General features: G+C 68.6%; 16 protein-coding genes and 1 tRNA gene. 11 read left to right on the top strand and 6 right to left on the bottom strand.

What is annotated here, in order from left to right:
• Positions 1-29: 29 nt before the first annotated feature.
• The 11 genes from efp to BJ960_RS08260 all read left to right on the top strand — a co-directional run bounded on the left by efp (position 30) and on the right by BJ960_RS08260 (position 11927).
• Positions 30-593, top strand: a complete 564-nt coding sequence (efp, locus tag BJ960_RS08310; RefSeq protein ID WP_121072168.1) for an elongation factor P — start codon at positions 30-32, stop codon at positions 591-593.
• Between the two features lie 2 nt (positions 594-595).
• Positions 596-1012, top strand: coding sequence for a transcription antitermination factor NusB (gene nusB / locus BJ960_RS08305; RefSeq protein ID WP_121072166.1), 417 nt, complete (start codon positions 596-598; stop codon positions 1010-1012).
• An 88-nt stretch (positions 1013-1100) separates the two neighbouring features.
• On the top strand, positions 1101-1655 hold the full coding sequence (gene pyrR, locus BJ960_RS08300) for a bifunctional pyr operon transcriptional regulator/uracil phosphoribosyltransferase PyrR (RefSeq protein WP_121072164.1): 555 nt from the start codon (positions 1101-1103) through the stop codon (positions 1653-1655).
• A complete protein-coding gene (locus BJ960_RS08295) occupies positions 1652-2620 on the top strand; it encodes an aspartate carbamoyltransferase catalytic subunit (protein ID WP_185986927.1) in 969 nt (322 codons plus the stop codon). Before pyrR ends, BJ960_RS08295 begins: the two co-directional genes overlap by 4 nt.
• Before the next feature lie 11 nt (positions 2621-2631).
• Positions 2632-4098 carry a dihydroorotase gene (locus BJ960_RS08290; protein ID WP_185986926.1) on the top strand — a complete coding sequence of 489 codons (1467 nt, stop codon included), beginning with the start codon at positions 2632-2634 and terminating at the stop codon, positions 4096-4098.
• Complete coding sequence (locus BJ960_RS08285; RefSeq protein ID WP_185986925.1) at positions 4095-4643, top strand: PH-like domain-containing protein; 549 nt, start codon at positions 4095-4097, stop codon at positions 4641-4643. The genes BJ960_RS08290 and BJ960_RS08285 overlap by 4 nt, the downstream gene beginning before the upstream one ends.
• On the top strand, positions 4640-5848 hold the full coding sequence (gene carA, locus BJ960_RS08280; RefSeq protein WP_183075210.1) for a glutamine-hydrolyzing carbamoyl-phosphate synthase small subunit: 1209 nt from the start codon (positions 4640-4642) through the stop codon (positions 5846-5848). The genes BJ960_RS08285 and carA overlap by 4 nt, the downstream gene beginning before the upstream one ends.
• Before the next feature lie 6 nt (positions 5849-5854).
• On the top strand, positions 5855-9160 hold the full coding sequence (carB, locus tag BJ960_RS08275) for a carbamoyl-phosphate synthase large subunit (RefSeq protein WP_185986924.1): 3306 nt from the start codon (positions 5855-5857) through the stop codon (positions 9158-9160).
• Positions 9160-10017: an orotidine-5'-phosphate decarboxylase gene (pyrF, locus tag BJ960_RS08270; protein ID WP_185986923.1), complete on the top strand. Its 858-nt coding sequence runs from the start codon at positions 9160-9162 to the stop codon at positions 10015-10017. The genes carB and pyrF overlap by 1 nt, the downstream gene beginning before the upstream one ends.
• Positions 10014-10916: a guanylate kinase gene (gene gmk / locus BJ960_RS08265; protein ID WP_185986922.1), complete on the top strand. Its 903-nt coding sequence runs from the start codon at positions 10014-10016 to the stop codon at positions 10914-10916. Before pyrF ends, gmk begins: the two co-directional genes overlap by 4 nt.
• A gap of 9 nt (positions 10917-10925) precedes the next feature.
• Entirely contained in the window at positions 10926-11927 is a 1002-nt protein-coding gene (locus tag BJ960_RS08260; RefSeq protein WP_307814631.1) for a DMT family transporter, read from the top strand.
• A 283-nt stretch (positions 11928-12210) separates the two neighbouring features.
• On the opposite strand, the gene BJ960_RS08255 is transcribed toward BJ960_RS08260, so the two are convergent.
• From BJ960_RS08255 to BJ960_RS08230, 6 genes are all read right to left on the bottom strand, one after another.
• Positions 12211-12284: transfer RNA gene (locus BJ960_RS08255), tRNA-Ile, on the bottom strand.
• Positions 12285-12446: 162 nt separating this feature from the next.
• Positions 12447-13688 (bottom strand): beta-ketoacyl-[acyl-carrier-protein] synthase family protein, encoded by a 1242-nt coding sequence (locus BJ960_RS08250; protein WP_121072153.1) that lies wholly within the window; start codon positions 13686-13688, stop codon positions 12447-12449.
• Positions 13689-13823: 135 nt separating this feature from the next.
• Positions 13824-14072, bottom strand: a complete 249-nt coding sequence (locus BJ960_RS08245) for an acyl carrier protein (RefSeq protein WP_010157098.1) — start codon at positions 14070-14072, stop codon at positions 13824-13826.
• Positions 14073-14179: 107 nt separating this feature from the next.
• Positions 14180-15184, bottom strand: coding sequence for a beta-ketoacyl-ACP synthase III (locus BJ960_RS08240; protein WP_119283864.1), 1005 nt, complete (start codon positions 15182-15184; stop codon positions 14180-14182).
• A gap of 16 nt (positions 15185-15200) precedes the next feature.
• Entirely contained in the window at positions 15201-16133 is a 933-nt protein-coding gene (locus BJ960_RS08235; protein ID WP_185986921.1) for an ACP S-malonyltransferase, read from the bottom strand.
• A 112-nt stretch (positions 16134-16245) separates the two neighbouring features.
• Positions 16246-17451 carry a PucR family transcriptional regulator gene (locus BJ960_RS08230; protein WP_121072149.1) on the bottom strand — a complete coding sequence of 402 codons (1206 nt, stop codon included), beginning with the start codon at positions 17449-17451 and terminating at the stop codon, positions 16246-16248.

The raw sequence follows: 17451 nt of genomic DNA, 5'->3' as shown, positions 1-17451 counted from the left end.
ACTTTCACTCAGGTTTTGGAGAACACCGCATGGCAACCTCGAACGACATTAAGAACGGCACGGTTATCAAGGAGGCGGGACAGCTCTGGAGCGTCCTCGAGTTCCAGCACGTGAAGCCGGGCAAGGGCGGCGCCTTCGTCCGCACCAAGCAGAAGAACGTCGTCTCGGGCAAGATCATCGACAAGACCTACAACGCGGGCACGAAGATCGAGACCGCCACCGTTGACCGTCGCGACTTCCAGTACCTCTACCAGGACGGCGCCGACTTCGTCTTCATGGACATGTCGGACTACGACCAGATCACCGTTCCCGCTGTCGTCGTTGGCGACGCCCACAAGTTCATGCTCGAGAACCAGCAGGTGCAGATCGGCCTCCACGAGGGCGAGCCGCTCTACCTTGAGCTTCCCGCGTCGGTCGTGCTTGAGGTCACCTACACCGAGCCCGGCCTGCAGGGCGACCGCTCGACCGGTGGCACGAAGCCCGCGACTGTCGAGACCGGCGCTGAGATCCAGGTTCCCCTCTTCCTCGAGGCCGGCACCAAGGTCAAGATCGACACCCGCACGGGTGACTACCTCGGCCGCGTCAACGACTAGGCGTGTCTGCTCGAACGAAGGCGCGCAAGCGCGCGCTTGACATGCTCTTCCAGGCCGACGTGATGCACACGTCCGTCATGGATGTTGTCGCCGCGGAGGCGAAGCGCGCGGTCGGCGAACCCGACCGCGTCGCCTCCTGGCTGTACGCTCGCGAGATCGTCGACGGCGTGAACGACCACCGCGAGGAGATCGACGAGCTGATTGCAAGCTACGCGCAGGGTTGGACGATCGAGCGGATGCCGAACGTCGACCGCGCGATCCTGCGAATCGCATCGTGGGAGATGCTCCACAACCCCGAGGTTCCCGCCGCCGTCGCCATCAACGAGGCCGTCGCGCTCGCGAAGGAATACTCGACCGACGATTCGAGTCGCTTCGTGAACGGCGTGCTCGGCAAGATCGCGGAGCACGCCGGGGCGTAGGCGCGAAGGCGCTCGGCAGTGCGCTAGACTGAACGAGCTACAGCTTTTCTTTAATGGCGTCCAGTGAGGCGCAGAAGGGGGGCGGTGAATGACCACGCGAACGGTTCTCGATGGAGCCGAGATTTCGCGGGCCTTGACCCGAATCTCGCATGAAATCATCGAGGCAAACAAGGGAGTTGCTGACCTCGTGCTCGTCGGCATCCCCACTCGCGGGTCGATGCTCGCGCGGCGGATCGCGGACAACATCTCCCGCATCGAGGGCGTCGACGTGCCCGTCGGCAGCCTCGACACGACGATGTACCGCGACGACCTCGCGCAGCACCCCACCCGCGCACCGCACCCCACCGACATGCCGGTGAGCGTCGACGGCGTGACCGTCGTGCTCGTCGACGACGTGCTGTTCTCCGGCCGGACCGTTCGCGCCGCGCTCGACGCGCTCGGCGACCACGGCCGGCCGAAGGCGGTGCGGCTCGCCGCGCTCATCGACCGGGGGCACCGTGAACTCCCGATCCGCGCCGACTACATTGGCAAGAACCTGCCAAGCTCGCGCGACGAGCGGATCTCGGTGAAGCTCACGGAGCACGACGGCGAGGACTCGGTCACGATCAGCGGCGGCGCACGGGACGCGGGGGAGACCGCATGAGGCACCTGCTCGATACCCGCACGCTGAGGCGCGAGGACGCGATCCTGATCCTCGACACCGCCGAGGACATGGCGGCGACGCAGCAGCGGGAGATGAAGAAGCTCCCGACGCTCCGCGGCAAGACCGTCGTGAACCTGTTCTTCGAGGACTCCACGCGCACCCGGATCTCGTTCGAGGCCGCCGCGAAGCGGCTCTCCGCAGACGTCATCAACTTCAGCGCGAAGGGCAGCTCGGTGTCCAAGGGGGAATCCCTGAAGGACACCGCCCAGACCCTGCAGGCGATCGGAGCCGACGGCGTCATTATCCGCCACCCCGCGAGCGGCGCCGCAGCGCGCCTTGCCTCGAGCGGCTGGATCGACGCCGGGGTGCTCAACGCCGGCGACGGCATGCACGAGCACCCGACGCAGGCGCTCCTCGACGCGTTCACGATGCGCCGCCGCCTGCACGGCGATGCGAGCCGGGGCAGGGGCCTCGACGGCGTCTCCGTCGTCATCGTTGGCGATATCGCCCACTCGCGCGTCGCGCGCTCGAACCTCTGGCTGCTGCACGCGCTCGGCGCGAAGGTGAGCCTCGTCGCGCCCGAGACGCTCCTGCCCTTCGGCGTACGCGACTGGCCGGTGACGCTCTACCACTCGCTCGATGATGCCCTGGCCGCTGAACAGCCCGACGTCGTCATGATGCTGCGAATCCAGACGGAGCGCATGCACGCGGCGTTCTTCCCGAACGAACGCGAGTACGCCCGCAACTGGGGGCTCGACGACGCCCGGCTCGCCCGCCTCAGCGAGCGTGCGATCGTGATGCACCCCGGCCCGATGAACCGCGGCCTCGAGATCTCCTCGGGCGCCGCCGACTCGCCGCGGTCGACCGTGCTCGAGCAGGTCGCAAACGGCGTCTCGGTGCGCATGGCCTGCCTCTTCCTGCTGCTGTCAGGCGAGCGGCCCCAGAGCGAACGAACCGAAGGTTGAAGGAGAAACTCATGACTCACGGGATCCTGATCCGCGGCGCGCGACTAGCGGCCGACCTCGTCGAGCGCGGCGCCGACATCACCGGCGCTCCGCAGGTGGACCTGCGTGTCGCGGACGGCCGTATCGTCGAGCGCGGCGGAGTCGCGGGGGAGCCCCGGCTCGAGCCGCGCGACGGCGAACGCGTCATCGAGGCTGATGGCCTCGTCGCGTTCACCGGCTTCGTTGACCTCCACACCCACCTCCGCGAGCCGGGCTTCGAGCAGTCGGAGACCGTGCTCACCGGCACCCGCGCCGCAGCGGCCGGCGGGTTCACGACGGTGTTCGCGATGGCGAACACGCTGCCGGTGCAAGACACAGCCGGAGTCGTCGAGCAGGTCCAGGCCCTCGGCGACGCGGCAGGCTACGCGACGGTGCGCCCCATCGGCGCCGTCACAGAGGACCTCGCGGGTGAGCGGCTGAGCGAGATCGGCGCGATGGCCCAGTCCCGCGCCCAGGTGCGCGTCTTCTCCGACGACGGCAAGTGCGTGCACGATCCGCTGCTCATGCGCCGCGCCCTCGAATACGTGAAGACGTTTGACGGCGTGATCGCGCAGCACGCGCAGGATCCCCGCCTCACCGAGGGCTCGCAGATGAACGAGGGCGCGCTCTCGAGCGAGCTCGGCCTGAAGGGGTGGCCGGCGGTCGCCGAGGAATCGATCATCGCCCGCGACGTGCTGCTCGCCGAGCACGTCGGCGCCAGGCTGCACATCTGCCACCTGTCGACGGCCGGGTCGGTCGAGGTGATTCGCTGGGCGAAGGCCCGCGGCATCCAGGTGACCGCGGAGGTGACGCCACACCACCTGATCCTCACCGAGGACCTCGCGCGCAGCTACGACGCGCGCTACAAGGTGAACCCGCCGCTCAGGCGCGAGGAGGACGTCCACGCACTCAGGCAGGCCGTCGCCGACGGGCTCATCGACATCGTTGCCACCGACCACGCGCCACACCCCGTCGAAGCCAAGGAATGCGAGTGGGACTCGGCCGCGTTCGGAATGGTCGGCCTCGAATCGGCCTTCCCGATCGCGCTGCTCTCGCTCATCCAGCCCGGCCACGCCAGCTGGGCCGAGCTCGAGGCGCTGCTGTCGCAGAAGCCCGCCGAGATCGGCAGGCTCGCGGTTGGCGCCGACGGGGAGCACCCGAGCGCCCTCGACATCGGCCAGCCGGCCGACATCGTGCTCGTCGACCCCGAGGGCGTCAGCGTGTTCGACACCGCACGCCTGCACGGCCTCAGCACGAACTCGCCGTTCCTCGGGATGGAGCTGCCCGGCCGGGTCGCGCACACCATCAGGCAGGGCTACCTGACGCTCGCCGACGGCGAGCTCAGCGGCACAGAGCTCGTGGCCGAGCACGCGTCGGCACGGAATGCTGCTGCACGGAACGCTGCCGCACAGCACCTGAACGCACAGAACTTGAACGCACAGAACGGAGCGAGCGCATGAGCCGCACAATGTTCCTGATCCTCTGGCTCGTCATCGCCTCCGGGATCCTCACCTTCATGGCACTCGCCTGGCGCGCACGCAACCGGCGCGACGCGGGGCTCGCTCTGCCCGACCACGGCCTCGCCGGTGACGTTGTGCAGACATTCGAGCACGTCGGCTACGTGTCGACGACGCCGGCGGGCGCCCCCCTCGAGCGGCTCGCGATCCCCGGCCTGCGCTACAAGGGCTGGGCCGACGTCACGGTTCGCCGCGACGGCGTCGAGATCTCCGTGACCGGCGAACGCCCGGTGCACCTCGCCGCGGCGAGCGTGCGCGGCACCGATTCGGCGGGCGGCCGCATCGGCAAGGTCGTCGAGCGCGACGGCCTGGCCCTGCTCGGCTGGGAGGGAACCGACGGGCGCGCCGTCGAGTCGAGCTTCCGCTTCCAGACCCCGGGCGAGCAGCGACGATTCGCGGCGGCCGTCGGCGAGATCGCCCCCGCCGCCCCCAAATCACAGACTTTTACACCGAGCCACACCACCCACACGAGCCAGGAGGACGCGTGACCACGACGACGAATGAAGTGACGGTGCCGCCAGCATCCGCACTCCCCGCAGGAGCAGCAGTGCTCGTGATCGAGGATGGTACGCGATACACCGGCCGCGCTTACGGCGCCACGGGCCGCTCGCTCGGCGAGATCGTGTTCTCGACGGGTATGACCGGGTACCAGGAGACCCTCACCGACCCGTCGTACGCGGGCCAGATCGTGCTCATGACCGCACCGCACATCGGCAACACCGGCGCGAACGACACCGACATGGAGTCGCGCAAGATCTGGGTTGAGGGCTTCATCGTCCGCGATCCGGCGCGACGCGTCTCGAACTTCCGCGCCGAGCGCTCGCTCGACGAGGACCTCAAGAACGACGGCGTCGTCGGCATCTCGGGCATCGACACCCGCGCCGTGACCCGCAAGATTCGTTCGGCGGGTGCGATGCGCGCCGGCGTGTTCTCGGGCGCCGACCTCGAGCTCTCGGACGACGAGCAGCTCGCGCTCGTTCGCGACCAGGCCGGCATGGCAGGCAAGAACCTGTCCGCCGAGGTCACGACCCCCGAGCGCTACGAGGTCGCATCGGCCGAGGGCGTCGAGCGCGTCGGCTCCATCGCCGTCCTCGATCTCGGCATCAAGCGCGCGACAGTGCAGTACCTCTCGGAGCACGGCTTCGACGTCACCGTGCTGCCCGCGCAGACCACGCTTGAGGAGATCCGCGAGCTCGCGCCCGACTCGGTCTTCTACTCGAACGGCCCTGGCGATCCCGCTGCGAGCGACGCACAGGTCGAGCTGCTCGCGCAGCTGCTGCGCGACGGTCTGCCGTACTTCGGCATCTGCTTCGGTAACCAGCTGCTCGGCCGCGCGCTCGGCCTCGACACGTACAAGCTGCCGTTCGGCCACCGCGGCATCAACCAGCCCGTGCTCGACAAGCGCACCGGCCGCGTCGAGATCACCGCGCAGAACCACGGTTTCGCGGTCGACGCCCCGATCGACGGCGAGTTCGAATCGCCCGCGGGCTTCGGCCGCGTGCAGGTCAGCCACTACAGCCTGAACGACCAGGTCGTCGAGGGCCTCGAATGCCTCGACATCCCCGCGTTCTCCGTGCAGTACCACCCCGAGGCGGCCGCCGGCCCGCACGACGCCTTCTACCTGTTCGACCGCTTCCGCGCTCTGGTCCAAGACCGCGCCGCAGCCGCCGACACCACCACTCAGGGAGCTTAACCAGACATGCCCAAGCGTTCAGACATTAACTCTGTCCTCGTCATCGGCTCCGGCCCGATCGTCATCGGTCAGGCCTGCGAGTTCGACTACTCGGGAACCCAGGCGTGCCGCGTGCTGCGCGAGGAGGGCGTCCGCGTCATCCTCGTGAACTCGAACCCGGCCACGATCATGACCGACCCCGACTTCGCCGACGCGACGTACGTCGAGCCGATCACCGCCGAGGTCATCGAGACGATCATCCAGAAGGAGAAGCCCGACGCGATCCTCCCGACCCTCGGCGGCCAGACCGCGCTGAATGCGGCCATGGAACTGCACGAGCAGGGGATCCTCGAGAAGTACAACGTCGAGCTCATCGGCGCGAAGGTCGACGCGATCCAGAAGGGCGAGGATCGCCAGCTCTTCAAGGACATCGCGATCGCAGCCGGCGCGGGCGTCGCGAAGTCGTACGTCGCGAACACGCTCGAGCAGGCGAAGGAGTACGCCCAGGACCTCGGCTACCCCCTCGTCGTCCGCCCCTCGTTCACCATGGGCGGCCTCGGCTCGGGCTTCGCGTACACCGAGGAGGAGCTTGTGCGCATCGTCACCGACGGTCTGCACTACAGCCCTACCACCGAGGTGCTGCTCGAGGAGTCGATCCTCGGGTGGAAGGAGTACGAGCTCGAGCTCATGCGCGACACCAAGGACAATGCGGTCGTCGTCTGCTCGATCGAGAACGTCGACGCCGTTGGCGTGCACACCGGCGACTCGATCACCGTCGCACCGGCGCTCACGCTCACCGACCGCGAGTATCAGAACCTGCGCGACATCTCGATCGACATCATCCGCCGCGTTGGCGTTGACACGGGCGGCTGCAACATCCAGTTCGCGATCGACCCGGCCGACGGCCGCGTCGTCGTCATCGAGATGAACCCGCGCGTCTCGCGCTCCTCGGCGCTCGCGTCGAAGGCGACGGGCTTCCCGATCGCGAAGATCGCGGCGAAGCTCGCGATCGGCTACACGCTCGACGAGATCCCGAACGACATCACGCAGAAGACGCCGGCCTCGTTCGAGCCCGCGATCGACTACATCGTCGTGAAGACCCCGCGGTTCGCCTTCGAGAAGTTCCCCGCGGCTGACGACACGCTCACGACGACCATGAAGTCGGTCGGCGAGGCGATGGCGATCGGCCGCAACTTCACGACCGCGCTGCAGAAGTCGCTCCGCTCGCTCGAGAAGCGCGGCACCTCGTTCCACTGGGACGCTGTCGACGGCGACGCCGCAGCCCGCGTCGCCGAGCTGCTCGAGACGATCAAGCGCCCGACCGACGGCCGCATCGTCGACGTGCAGCAGGCGCTCCGCCTCGGCGCGTCGATCGAGCAGGTCTTCGAGTCGACCTCGATCGACCCGTGGTTCCTCGACCAGATCGTGCTCATCAACGAGGTCGCCGACATGGTGAAGGCTGCGCCGCAGCTCTCGCTCGACGTGCTCCGCGAGGCGAAGGATCACGGCTTCTCGGACGCGCAGCTCGCGGCTATCCGCGGCATCTCGGAGTCGGAGGTCCGCGGCCTGCGTCACGGCCTCGGCCTGCGCCCGGTCTTCAAGACCGTCGACACCTGCGCCGGCGAGTTCCCCGCGCTCACCCCGTACCACTACTCGTCGTACGACCTTGAGACGGAGGTCACCCCGAGCGACCGCAAGAAGGTCGTCATCCTCGGCTCCGGCCCGAACCGTATCGGTCAGGGCGTCGAGTTCGACTACTCGTGCGTGCACGCCTCGTTCGCGCTGAGCGACGCTGGCTACGAGACAATCATGATCAACTGCAACCCCGAGACAGTGTCGACCGACTACGACACGTCCGACCGCCTGTACTTCGAGCCGCTCACGCTCGAGGACGTGCTCGAGGTCATCCACGCCGAGCAGGCGTCGGGCGAGCTCCTCGGCGTCGTCGTGCAGCTCGGCGGCCAGACTGCCCTCGGGCTCGCGCAGCCGCTGAAGGACGCCGGGATCCCGATCCTCGGCACCACGCCAGAGGCGATCGACCTCGCCGAGGAGCGCGGCGCGTTCGCCCAGATCCTCGAGCGCGCGGGCCTCACCGCCCCGCGCAACGGGACCGCGATCGACAAGGAGGGCGCGATCAGGATCGCGGAGGAGATCGGCTACCCGGTGCTCGTCCGCCCCTCGTTCGTGCTCGGCGGCCGCGGCATGGAGATCGTGTACGACACCGAGTCGCTGCACGGCTACTTCGAGCGGATCGAGGGCCACGCGCTCGTCGGGCCCGGCCACCCGCTGCTCGTCGATCGCTTCCTCGACGACGCGATCGAGATCGACGTCGACGCGCTCTACGACGGCGACCAGCTCTACGTCGGCGGCGTCATGGAGCACATCGAGGAGGCCGGCGTGCACTCGGGCGACTCGAGCTGCACGCTGCCGCCCGTGACGCTCGGCCACGACCAGATCGCGCAGGTGCGCGAGGCGACGCTCGGGATCGCCGAGGGCATTGGCGTGCGCGGGCTGCTCAACGTGCAGTTCGCGATCGGCCAGGGCGTGCTCTACGTGCTCGAGGCCAACCCGCGCGCATCGCGCACGGTGCCGTTCGTTTCGAAGGCGCTTGGCATTCCGCTCGCGAAGGCTGCGTCGCGGATCATGGCGGGGGAGACCATCGCCGAGCTCATCGGCGAGGGCTTCCTGCCCGAGCGCGACGGCTCGCGCGCCCCGATCGACGCCCCCATCGCTGTGAAGGAGGCGGTGCTCCCGTTCAAGCGCTTCCGCACCAACGAGGGCCTCGTCGTCGACTCGCTGCTCGGACCGGAGATGCGCTCGACGGGTGAGGTCATGGGCATGGACCGCGACTTCCCGACCGCGTTCGCGAAGAGCCAGGCCGGCGCGGGCAGCTCGCTGCCGAAGTCGGGCACCGTGTTCCTCTCGGTCGCCGACCGCGACAAGCGCTCGGTCGTGCTGCCCGCGCTGCGCCTGCAGGAGCTCGGATACCGGATCCTCGCGACGCAGGGCACGCAGGTCGTGCTCGCGCGCAACGGCATCGAGTCGGAGACCGCGCGCAAGCACTCGCTGCAGGCCGAGGGCGACACGATCGTCGATCTCATCAACCGCGGCGAGATCGACATGATCGTCAACACCCCGTCGGGCAGCTCGGCTCGCGCCGACGGCTACGAGATCCGCGCGGCTGCCGTGGCGGCCGACAAGCCGATCTTCACGACGGTCTCGGAGCTCTCGGCCGCCGTCGGCGCGCTGTCGGCCCTGCAGCAGGGCTTCGATGTGAAGTCGCTGCAGGAGTACGAGGCAGACCGCCAGGCCGCGCTCGCGGCTGCGGAGTGATGCAGAGCTTCGGTGCCAGGCTCGCGGCGGAGTTCGCCGCGAGCCGGCACCTGTGCGCGGGGATCGACCCCCACGCGCCGCTGCTCGCCGAGTGGGGCCTTGACGACTCCGCCGCTGGCGCCGAGCGGATGGGCCGCGACGTCGTCGCGGCCGCCGCCGGCGTCGCGGCGTGCGTGAAGCCGCAGATCTCCTTCTACGAGCGCTTCGGGTCAGCAGGCTTCGCCGCACTCGAGCGCGTCCTTGCCGACGCGCGCGGCGCCGGCCTGCTCATCGTCGCCGACGTGAAGCGCGGCGACATCGGCTCGACCTTCGCCGCCTACGCCGAGGCGTGGCTCGCGCCCGGCTCGCCGCTCGAAGCAGACGCGATGACCGTCGCGCCGTACATGGGGTTCGACACCCTTGCCGGCGCGTTCCCCTACGTGCGCTCGCACGGCAAGGGCCTCTTCGTGCTCGCGGCGACGTCGAACCCCGAAGCGCGCGACGTCCAGACAGCGGTTCGCGGCGACGGCCAGACGCTCGCCGCGTCCATGGTTGCGAGCGCGAACGCGTTCAACACGGCTGAGCACCCCGCCGACAGCGTCGGCTCCGTTGGCGTTGTGCTTGGCGCGACGCTCACGCTCGCCGACTTCGGCATCGACACGACCGTACGCGCCACGCCGGCGCTGCCCGTGCTCGCTCCAGGCTTCGGACACCAGGGCGCGCGGATCGAGGACGCCGCAGAGATTTTTGGTGGGATCGGCCACGCTGTGCTCGCGAACGAATCGCGCAGTATCCTTAGTGGTGGAGGCGAAGGCCTCGCGGCCCGCGTCCGAGACCGGGCCGATCGTATTACTGAGGCGCTCTACGGGAGATCATGACGAAGCAGCAGGCAGGAATGCCGGAGGTAGACCGGGTCGCGGCGAACAAGGCGGCCGTCGCGGCGCGTCAGGCCCGCGCCGAGCTCAAGCGTAAGCTGCGCGGCGGCGAGATCTCGCCGCTCAAGGTGCTCGAGTATTCGAAGGTGCCCGGCCACGCGGCGGCGACCCTGCGGATCACCGACTACCTGCTCTCGTTCCCGTCCATCGGGCAGGTGAAAGCGGAGCGCATCCGTGACGACCTGCAGATCTCCGAACGGAAGCGACTCGGCGGCCTCGGTGCACTGCAGCGCGACCGGCTGGAGACCTTCGTGCGCGAGCGCTCGGGCGCGCTGCCTCGCGGTGAGCGCCCGCCGCTCACGGTGCTCGCCGGCCCGACGGCGGTGGGGAAGGGGACCGTCGCGACGTACGTGCGCGACCACCACCCAGACGTGAAGCTCTCGGTCTCGGCAACGACCCGCGCCCCCCGCCCCGGCGAGATTGACGGCGTGCACTACTTCTTCGTCACTGACGAGGACTTCGACCGCATGCTCGCCGCCGATGAGCTGCTCGAGTGGGCGACCGTCCACAACAAGTACCGCTACGGGACCCCGCGCGGCCCCGTCATGGAGGCGAGCGCCCGGGGCGAGGTCGTGCTGCTCGAGATCGACCTGCAGGGCGCACGCCAGGTGCGGCAGAGCATGCCTGACGCGCGGCTCGTGTTCCTTGCGCCACCGAGCTGGGACGAGCTGGTGCGCCGGCTCGTCGGGCGCGGCACCGAGGGCGAAGAGGAGCGTGCACGACGGCTCGAGACCGCGAAGATCGAGCTCGCCGCCGCAGACGAGTTCGACGAGATCATTGTGAACGACGAAGTCGAGACGGCCGCCGCACGCCTCGTTGAGCTCATGCGCGGCGACGGCTAAGCTTTCTAGGTGATCTCACCAACAGGGCTGCCGCAGGCGCTCGACAGTATCGTCGCGGTTGCGACCGAGGCGATGGCCGTTGACCCCCGGCAGTTCTGGGGAATCCCGCTCGCACTCATCGGCGCGGCGCTGCTCGCGTTCGGCGCGCAGTACCAATCGCGCGGGCTGAACAAGGTCGAGCGGCTCACGGGCGAAAGCGCGCACGCCGGGCTCTCGATCCGGCACATGCTGAAGCTGCTGAAGCGTCCCTCGTGGGTCGTCGGAACCGTGCTGCTCGGGCTCGCGGTCGTCTTCCAGATCGGGTCGCTGTCGCTGTCGCCGATCACGATCGTGCAGCCAATCGGCGTCGTCGGCCTCATCATCACGTCCGTGCTCAACTCGCGGATCTCCGGGGTGAAGCTCGGCAAGCGGGTGACCGCCTCGATCGCGCTCGCTGTCGTGAGCATCGCGGTGTTTGTGTTTGTCGCGGCGACGAACGTCGCGGACCAAGTGGTCACCGATTCGAAGCTCATCGCGATCCTCATCACCTTCGCCGTCGTGCTCGTCGCTGCGCTCGTGATGTTCGTGCTCTACCGGCATCGCGGCGTGGCCCTCATCTATATCGTCGGCGCAGGCGTGCTGTACGGCTTCGTCGCGACGTTTGCGAAGGTCGTCATCTCGCGCCTCCAGCAGGGCGACTTCGAGTGGCTCACGTGGACGTGCGTCGCCGCCCTCGCCGCTGGCGGCCTGCTCGGCATGCTGTTCGTGCAGAACGCGTACTCGTCGGGCCCGCCCGACCTGGTGGTCGCGGGTCTCACTGTCATCGACCCGATGGTTGCCGTGCTTATCGGCATTCTCATTCTCGGGGAGGCCGCCGACGCCCCACTGTGGGTCGCGATCGCGTTCGCGGTCACCGGGGCGACCGCCATGATCGGTGTGATCGGCATCTCCCGCTTCCACCCGCAGTCTGGCCAATCGGTGCTCGATCACACAGGCAAGTTGCCGGTGGTCACGCCTGACGACGGAGCGTAGCGGCCGGTCGCGTCGCTAGCTGAGGCCTGCTGAGTCACGTCCGCCGGGACTGTGGCGCCGGCTGTGTATTGCCGGCCGCGTGCCGCCTCGGCGATGCGGATGCTTGTGAAGAGGGCGGACTGGCGACGCCGTTGTCAGCAGCCCTGCAGGCAACCCTACTCGGTTTGCGAGATCGCGCAGGCGAACGTAATCGTTCCGTGATGCGTCGGGAATTCGGTCGAGGAAGCCGATGCGGAGACGGGCTGCAACCGAACGATTCGTCCGGCTGCAGCCCGTGGTGAAGTAGGGCGTGCGGGACTTGAACCCGCGACCGATGGATTATGAGTCCAGTGCTCTAACCGACTGAGCTAACGCCCCGTGCGCTACCGCTCCAGTGTAGTGGAATGCGGGGTGCTGCCCGTGCACCGGGACCGCGCGGCGACAACGTTCGCGCGGTGAACGGCGATCGCCCCTCGAACCTGTCGGCTCGAGGGGCGATCGCGTGCGGGCGCGGGTGCGCTGCCTATGGCTATGTGCGAGCTACGCGTCGTAGGAGCGGATCGCGACGACGGCGTTGTGCCCGCCAAAGCCGAACGAGTTCGAGATCGCGAGCTGCGGGCCGTCGGCGAGCGGCTGCGGCTCGCTCGAGACCTGGAGCGGGATCTCGGGATCCTGATCGACGAGGTTGATCGTCGGGGGAGCGACGCGGTTGTGCACCGCGAGCACCGAGAACAGCGCCTCGAGTGCGCCGGTGCCACCCAGCAGGTGACCGGTCGCGGCTTTCGTCGCGGAGACCGGGATCTCGCGGGCACGATCACCGAAGACGCCGAGCAGCGCCGTGTACTCGTTGATGTCGCCGACCGGGGTGGAGGTTGCGTGCGCGTTGATGTGCGTGACATCCTCCGGATGGGCGCCGGCCTGTGACAGCGCGAGCTTCATCGCGCGGATCGCGCCGTGCCCCTCGGGGTCGTTCGCCGTGATGTGGTATGAATCCGCGGTCACGCCGCCACCGGCGATCTCGGCGTAGATCTTGGCGCCGCGCGCGAGTGCGTGCTCCTCGGTCTCGAGCACGAGCGCCGCGGCGCCCTCGCCCATGACGAAGCCGTCGCGGTCGGTGTTGTACGGCCGTGACGCCGTCTCCGGGGAGTCGTTGCGGCGCGACAGCGCCTGCATCGACGAGAACGAGGCGAGCGTGACCGGGTGGATGGCGGCCTCTGAGCCGCCGGCGATGACGATGTCGGCGAGCCCGAGCTGGAGGTGCTCGTACGCGTTCGCGATCGACTCGGTGCTCGACGCGCACGCGGAGGCAACGGTGCGCGCGAACGCGCGCGCGGTGAAGTGCATGGAGATCGCGGCCGAGGGCGCGTTGGGCATGAGCATGGGCACCGTGAGGGGCATCACGCGACGCGGGCCCTTCTCGCGGAGGGTGTCCCACGCGTCCAGCAGCGACCAGATGCCGCCGATGCCGGTGGCCCAGTCGACGCCGAGGCGCTCCGACGGGATCTCGGGGGAGCCAGCGTCAGCAAACGCTTCCTTCGCCGCGACGAGGGCGAACTGGCTCGAGGGATCGAGGCGCTTCGCGACCGGGCGCTCAAGCACCTCCGAGGGCTGCACGCGGGCCTGACCGGCGAACGAGACGGGAAGGTCGTACTTCTCAACCCAGTCGGCTTCGATGGTCCGCACGCCCGACTCGCCTGCGAGCAGTGCCTCCCAGCTCTCGCTAGCGGTACCGCCCAGGGGCGAACTCGCACCGATACCGGTGACGACGATCTTCTTGCTCATGTGTTGCGCTCTCCGCGTGGCTCTGGGGGAGTCGCCCTTGTGGGGCTGTTCTCCCGAAAGTCTGTGTGATGAAGCGAGCGGCTGGGATGGGGCGACCGATAGCGGCCGCCGCCCATCCCGCCGCGAAAGCTTCGCTTAGGCCTGAGCCTTGACGATGAAGTCGACGGCGTCGCCGACGGTCTTGAGGTTCTTGACCTCTTCGTCGGGGATCTTGACGTCGAACTTCTCTTCTGCGTTGACGACGATGGTCATCATCGAGATCGAATCGATGTCGAGGTCGTCGGTGAACGACTTGTCGAGGGCGACAACGTCGGCCGCAATACCGGTCTCATCGTTGACGAGCTCGGCGAGACCTGCGAGGACCTCTTCGTTGCTGAATGCCATTGGATTCTCCTTATTTAATGGGGGTTTGTAGTAAACCTCGTGCAGTAGTTTCTCGCAACTTCCCGCGGGAAGTCGACAGGGCGCGCGGTGCGTCCCTGAGCGAAAAGCTACGGAAGTTCGATGATCTGCGCGCCGTAGACGAGGCCCGCACCGAAGCCGATGGTGAGCGCGAGGCCCCCCGAGAGCTCCGGTCGCTCCGCGAGGAGCGCGTGCATCGCGAGCGGGATCGACGCGGCAGAGGTGTTTCCCTGCATCTCGATGTCGCGTGCGATCGCGACGGTCTCGGGCAGCTTCAGCTGCTTCGCGAGCTCGTCGATGATGCGCATGTTTGCCTGGTGCGGGATGAAGGCCGCAAGATCAGACGGCTCGATGCCCGAGGCCTCGAGGGTCTGCCGCGCAACCTTCGCCATCTCCCAGACGGCCCAGCGGAACACGGTCTGGCCGTCCTGCCGCAGCGTCGGCCACGCGACAACGCCGGGAGCCTCGCGGTACTCCTCGAACGTGGACGTCATGCTGATCGTGTCCCACTTCTCGCCGTCCGAACCCCAGACCGTGGGGCCGATGCCGGTGTGGTCGCTCGCGCCGACGACGACAGCGCCCGCACCGTCGCCCAGCAGGAACGAGATCGAGCGGTCGGTCGGATCGACGACGTCTGACAGCTTCTCCGCGCCGATGACGAGCACGTTCTTGCAGACCCCGGAGCGCACGAGCGCATCCGCCTGGCCGACGCCGTAGACGTAGCCGGCGCAGGCCGCAGAGATGTCGAAGGCTGCTGCGGGGGTGAGCCCGAGCCGGTGCGCTGCGAGCGCGGCCATCGAGGGGGTCACCGCGACGTTCGAAATCGTCGAGATGATGACGCCGTCGATGTCTGCGAGCTCGAGGCCAGACTTCTCGATCGCCTCCTGGCCAGCCTCGACCGCGAGGTCAACGGCGTTCAGGCCCTTCCGTGCGCGGCGACGCTGCACGATGCCGGTGCGCTGTCGGATCCACTCGTCGGAGGAATCAATCGGGCCTACGAGGTCATCGTTGGGCACGTCGAGGTCGCCGCGGGAGGCGCCGACCGAGAGCACGCGCGTGTGCGCCGGGCCCGTTGGCTGTACGAGGGTTGCCATGAGTCGATCCTTTCGATCAGGCTGCGTCGGTGATGAGCTGCACGGCAGCGTCAAGGTCAGCCGGGGTCTTTACGGCGACCGAAGGGATTCCCTTCAGGCCGCGCTTCGCGATGCCGGTGAGGGCACCGGCAGGGGTGAGTTCGATGAGGCCGGTGATGCCAGCAGCCTGGAAGGATTCCATGCAGGCGTCCCAGCGCACAGGGTGCGCGATCTGCGAGACGAGCGAATCACGGAAGCTCGCGCCCGAGGTGACAAGCCCGCCGTCAGCGTTGCTCCACAGACTCCGCGTCGGGTCGTTCACGTCGGTCGTGCCTGCCGCGTCCGCGAGGACGGGCACCGCCGAAGCCATGAACTCGGTGTGGAACGCGCCAGCCACCTGCAGCGGGATCACGCGGGCGCCACGCGGCGCGTTCTCGCCGAGCGCGGCGAGGCCCGAGAGCGTGCCAGCAGCGACAATCTGCCCGCCCCCGTTACGGTTCGCGGGGGTGAGGCCTGCGGCCTCGATCGCGGCGAGCACGTCGGCCTCGACACCGCCGACGACGGCCGACATGCCTGTCTGCTCGGCTGCAGCCGCCTCAGCCATCGCGCGGCCGCGCACGCCCACGAGACGAACCGCGTCGGTCTCGCTCAGGACGCCGGCGACGGCCGCGGCGGCGAACTCGCCGACCGAATGGCCGGCGACGCCGAGCGCAGCGGTGTCGACGCCCGCGAGCTCAAGCCGCGACGCGAGCGCGCGCCACGAGAGGATCGAGGCGGCAACGATGAGCGGCTGGGCGATCTCGGTTGCGCGAATCGTGTCCGCGCCGCTCTCGGTTCCGTGCAGCACCAGGTCGACGCCCGAGGCCTCCGAAGCCGCCTCGAGGAAGCTACGGGACTCGGCGTCTGCGATCCAGTCGGTAAGGAAACCGGGGGTTTGGGAGCCCTGACCCGGGCAAGCGATAACAATCACGTCAAATAGTTTCTCAGATGCGAGCCGAACTGGCTGCATATACCCGACGATAAATTTGAAGAATCATTGTAGATGTGGGCCTAAGGCTCGGCCGTTTGGCGGCCAAAACGGGCTAGGAGCCGCGCTTCGGCTGCCGTCGGCCGCCCTGCTGAGCGATCGAACCGGCGATGAGCGCGGACTGCAGAATCAGCGACTCGCGCGCGCCGGTGGCGTTCCAGCCGATCACCTCGGACACCTTCTTCAGCCGGTACCGCACGGTGTTCGGGTGCACAAAGAGCTCGCGTGCGGTCGCCTCAAGGGAACGGCCGTTGTCGAGGTAGCACCAGAGCGTCTCCATGAGCTCAGCGGAGTGTGCGAGCAGCGGTTCGTAGATCTGCTCGATGAGGGTTCTGCGTGCAAGGCCGTCCCCAGCGAGCGCTCGCTCCGGGAGGAGGTCGTCCGCTGGCACCGGGCGCGGCGCGTGGCGCCAGGCGCGGGCCACGGCGACGCCTGCGAGCGCAGCGCGGGCGCTGCGGGATGCCTCGATGAGGTTGTCCACGGTCGGACCGAGCACGAGCGGCCCGTCCGCGAAGCCGTCCGCGAGCCGGCCGGCGATCTCGAGGAACGTTCGCTGCGGCTCCTCGGGTGCGGCGCCCGGCTCCTGCGGTTGCGGCGGGGCCATGCGGCCGAGCACGAGCACGAGGCGGGTGCCCTGCAGCCCGATCAGCACATCGGCGCCGGCGTGTCGCGCCGTCCGCCGCATCTGGTCGACGTCCACCGAACGCTCGGCGCTGCCGACGAGAACCGCAGCCTCGCCATCGCCGTGCCAGCCGAGCGCGGCGATCCTGCTGGGGAGCTCGTCGTCGGACTCGCCCGTGAGGATCGAATCGACGACGAGCGCCTCGAGGCGCGCGTCCCAGAGGCCACGGGCCTCCGCCTGCCGCGCGTATACGTCGGCAGCGGCGAAGGCGACGTCGCGGGAGTAGTGCATGATCGCCTCGCGGAGCGAATCGCTCCGCGGCGCAACCCGCTCCTCGACGACGGTCACGACCACGCGAATGAGCTGCAGGGTCTCCTGCAGGCTGATCGAGCGCAACAGCTCGCGCGGCGCGGAACTGAAGACGTCAGAGGCGATCCACGGCGTCGAACCCGGGTTCTCGTACCACTGGATGAACGAACTGATCCCGGTCTGGGCGACCAATCCGACCGCCGATCGGCGGCTCGGGGGCATGCTCCCGTACCAGGGGAGCGTGTCCTCGAGCCGCGTGACCGTCAGCGTTGCCAGCTCGCCCGAGATCGTGCGGAGCCAGGCGAGTTCCTGAGCTTTGTTGGGACTCAT

Source organism: Leucobacter aridicollis (assembly GCF_013409595.1).
Classification (GTDB): Bacteria; Actinomycetota; Actinomycetes; order Actinomycetales; family Microbacteriaceae; genus Leucobacter; species Leucobacter aridicollis.
This window is presented reverse-complemented; position numbering and strand designations above follow the sequence as displayed.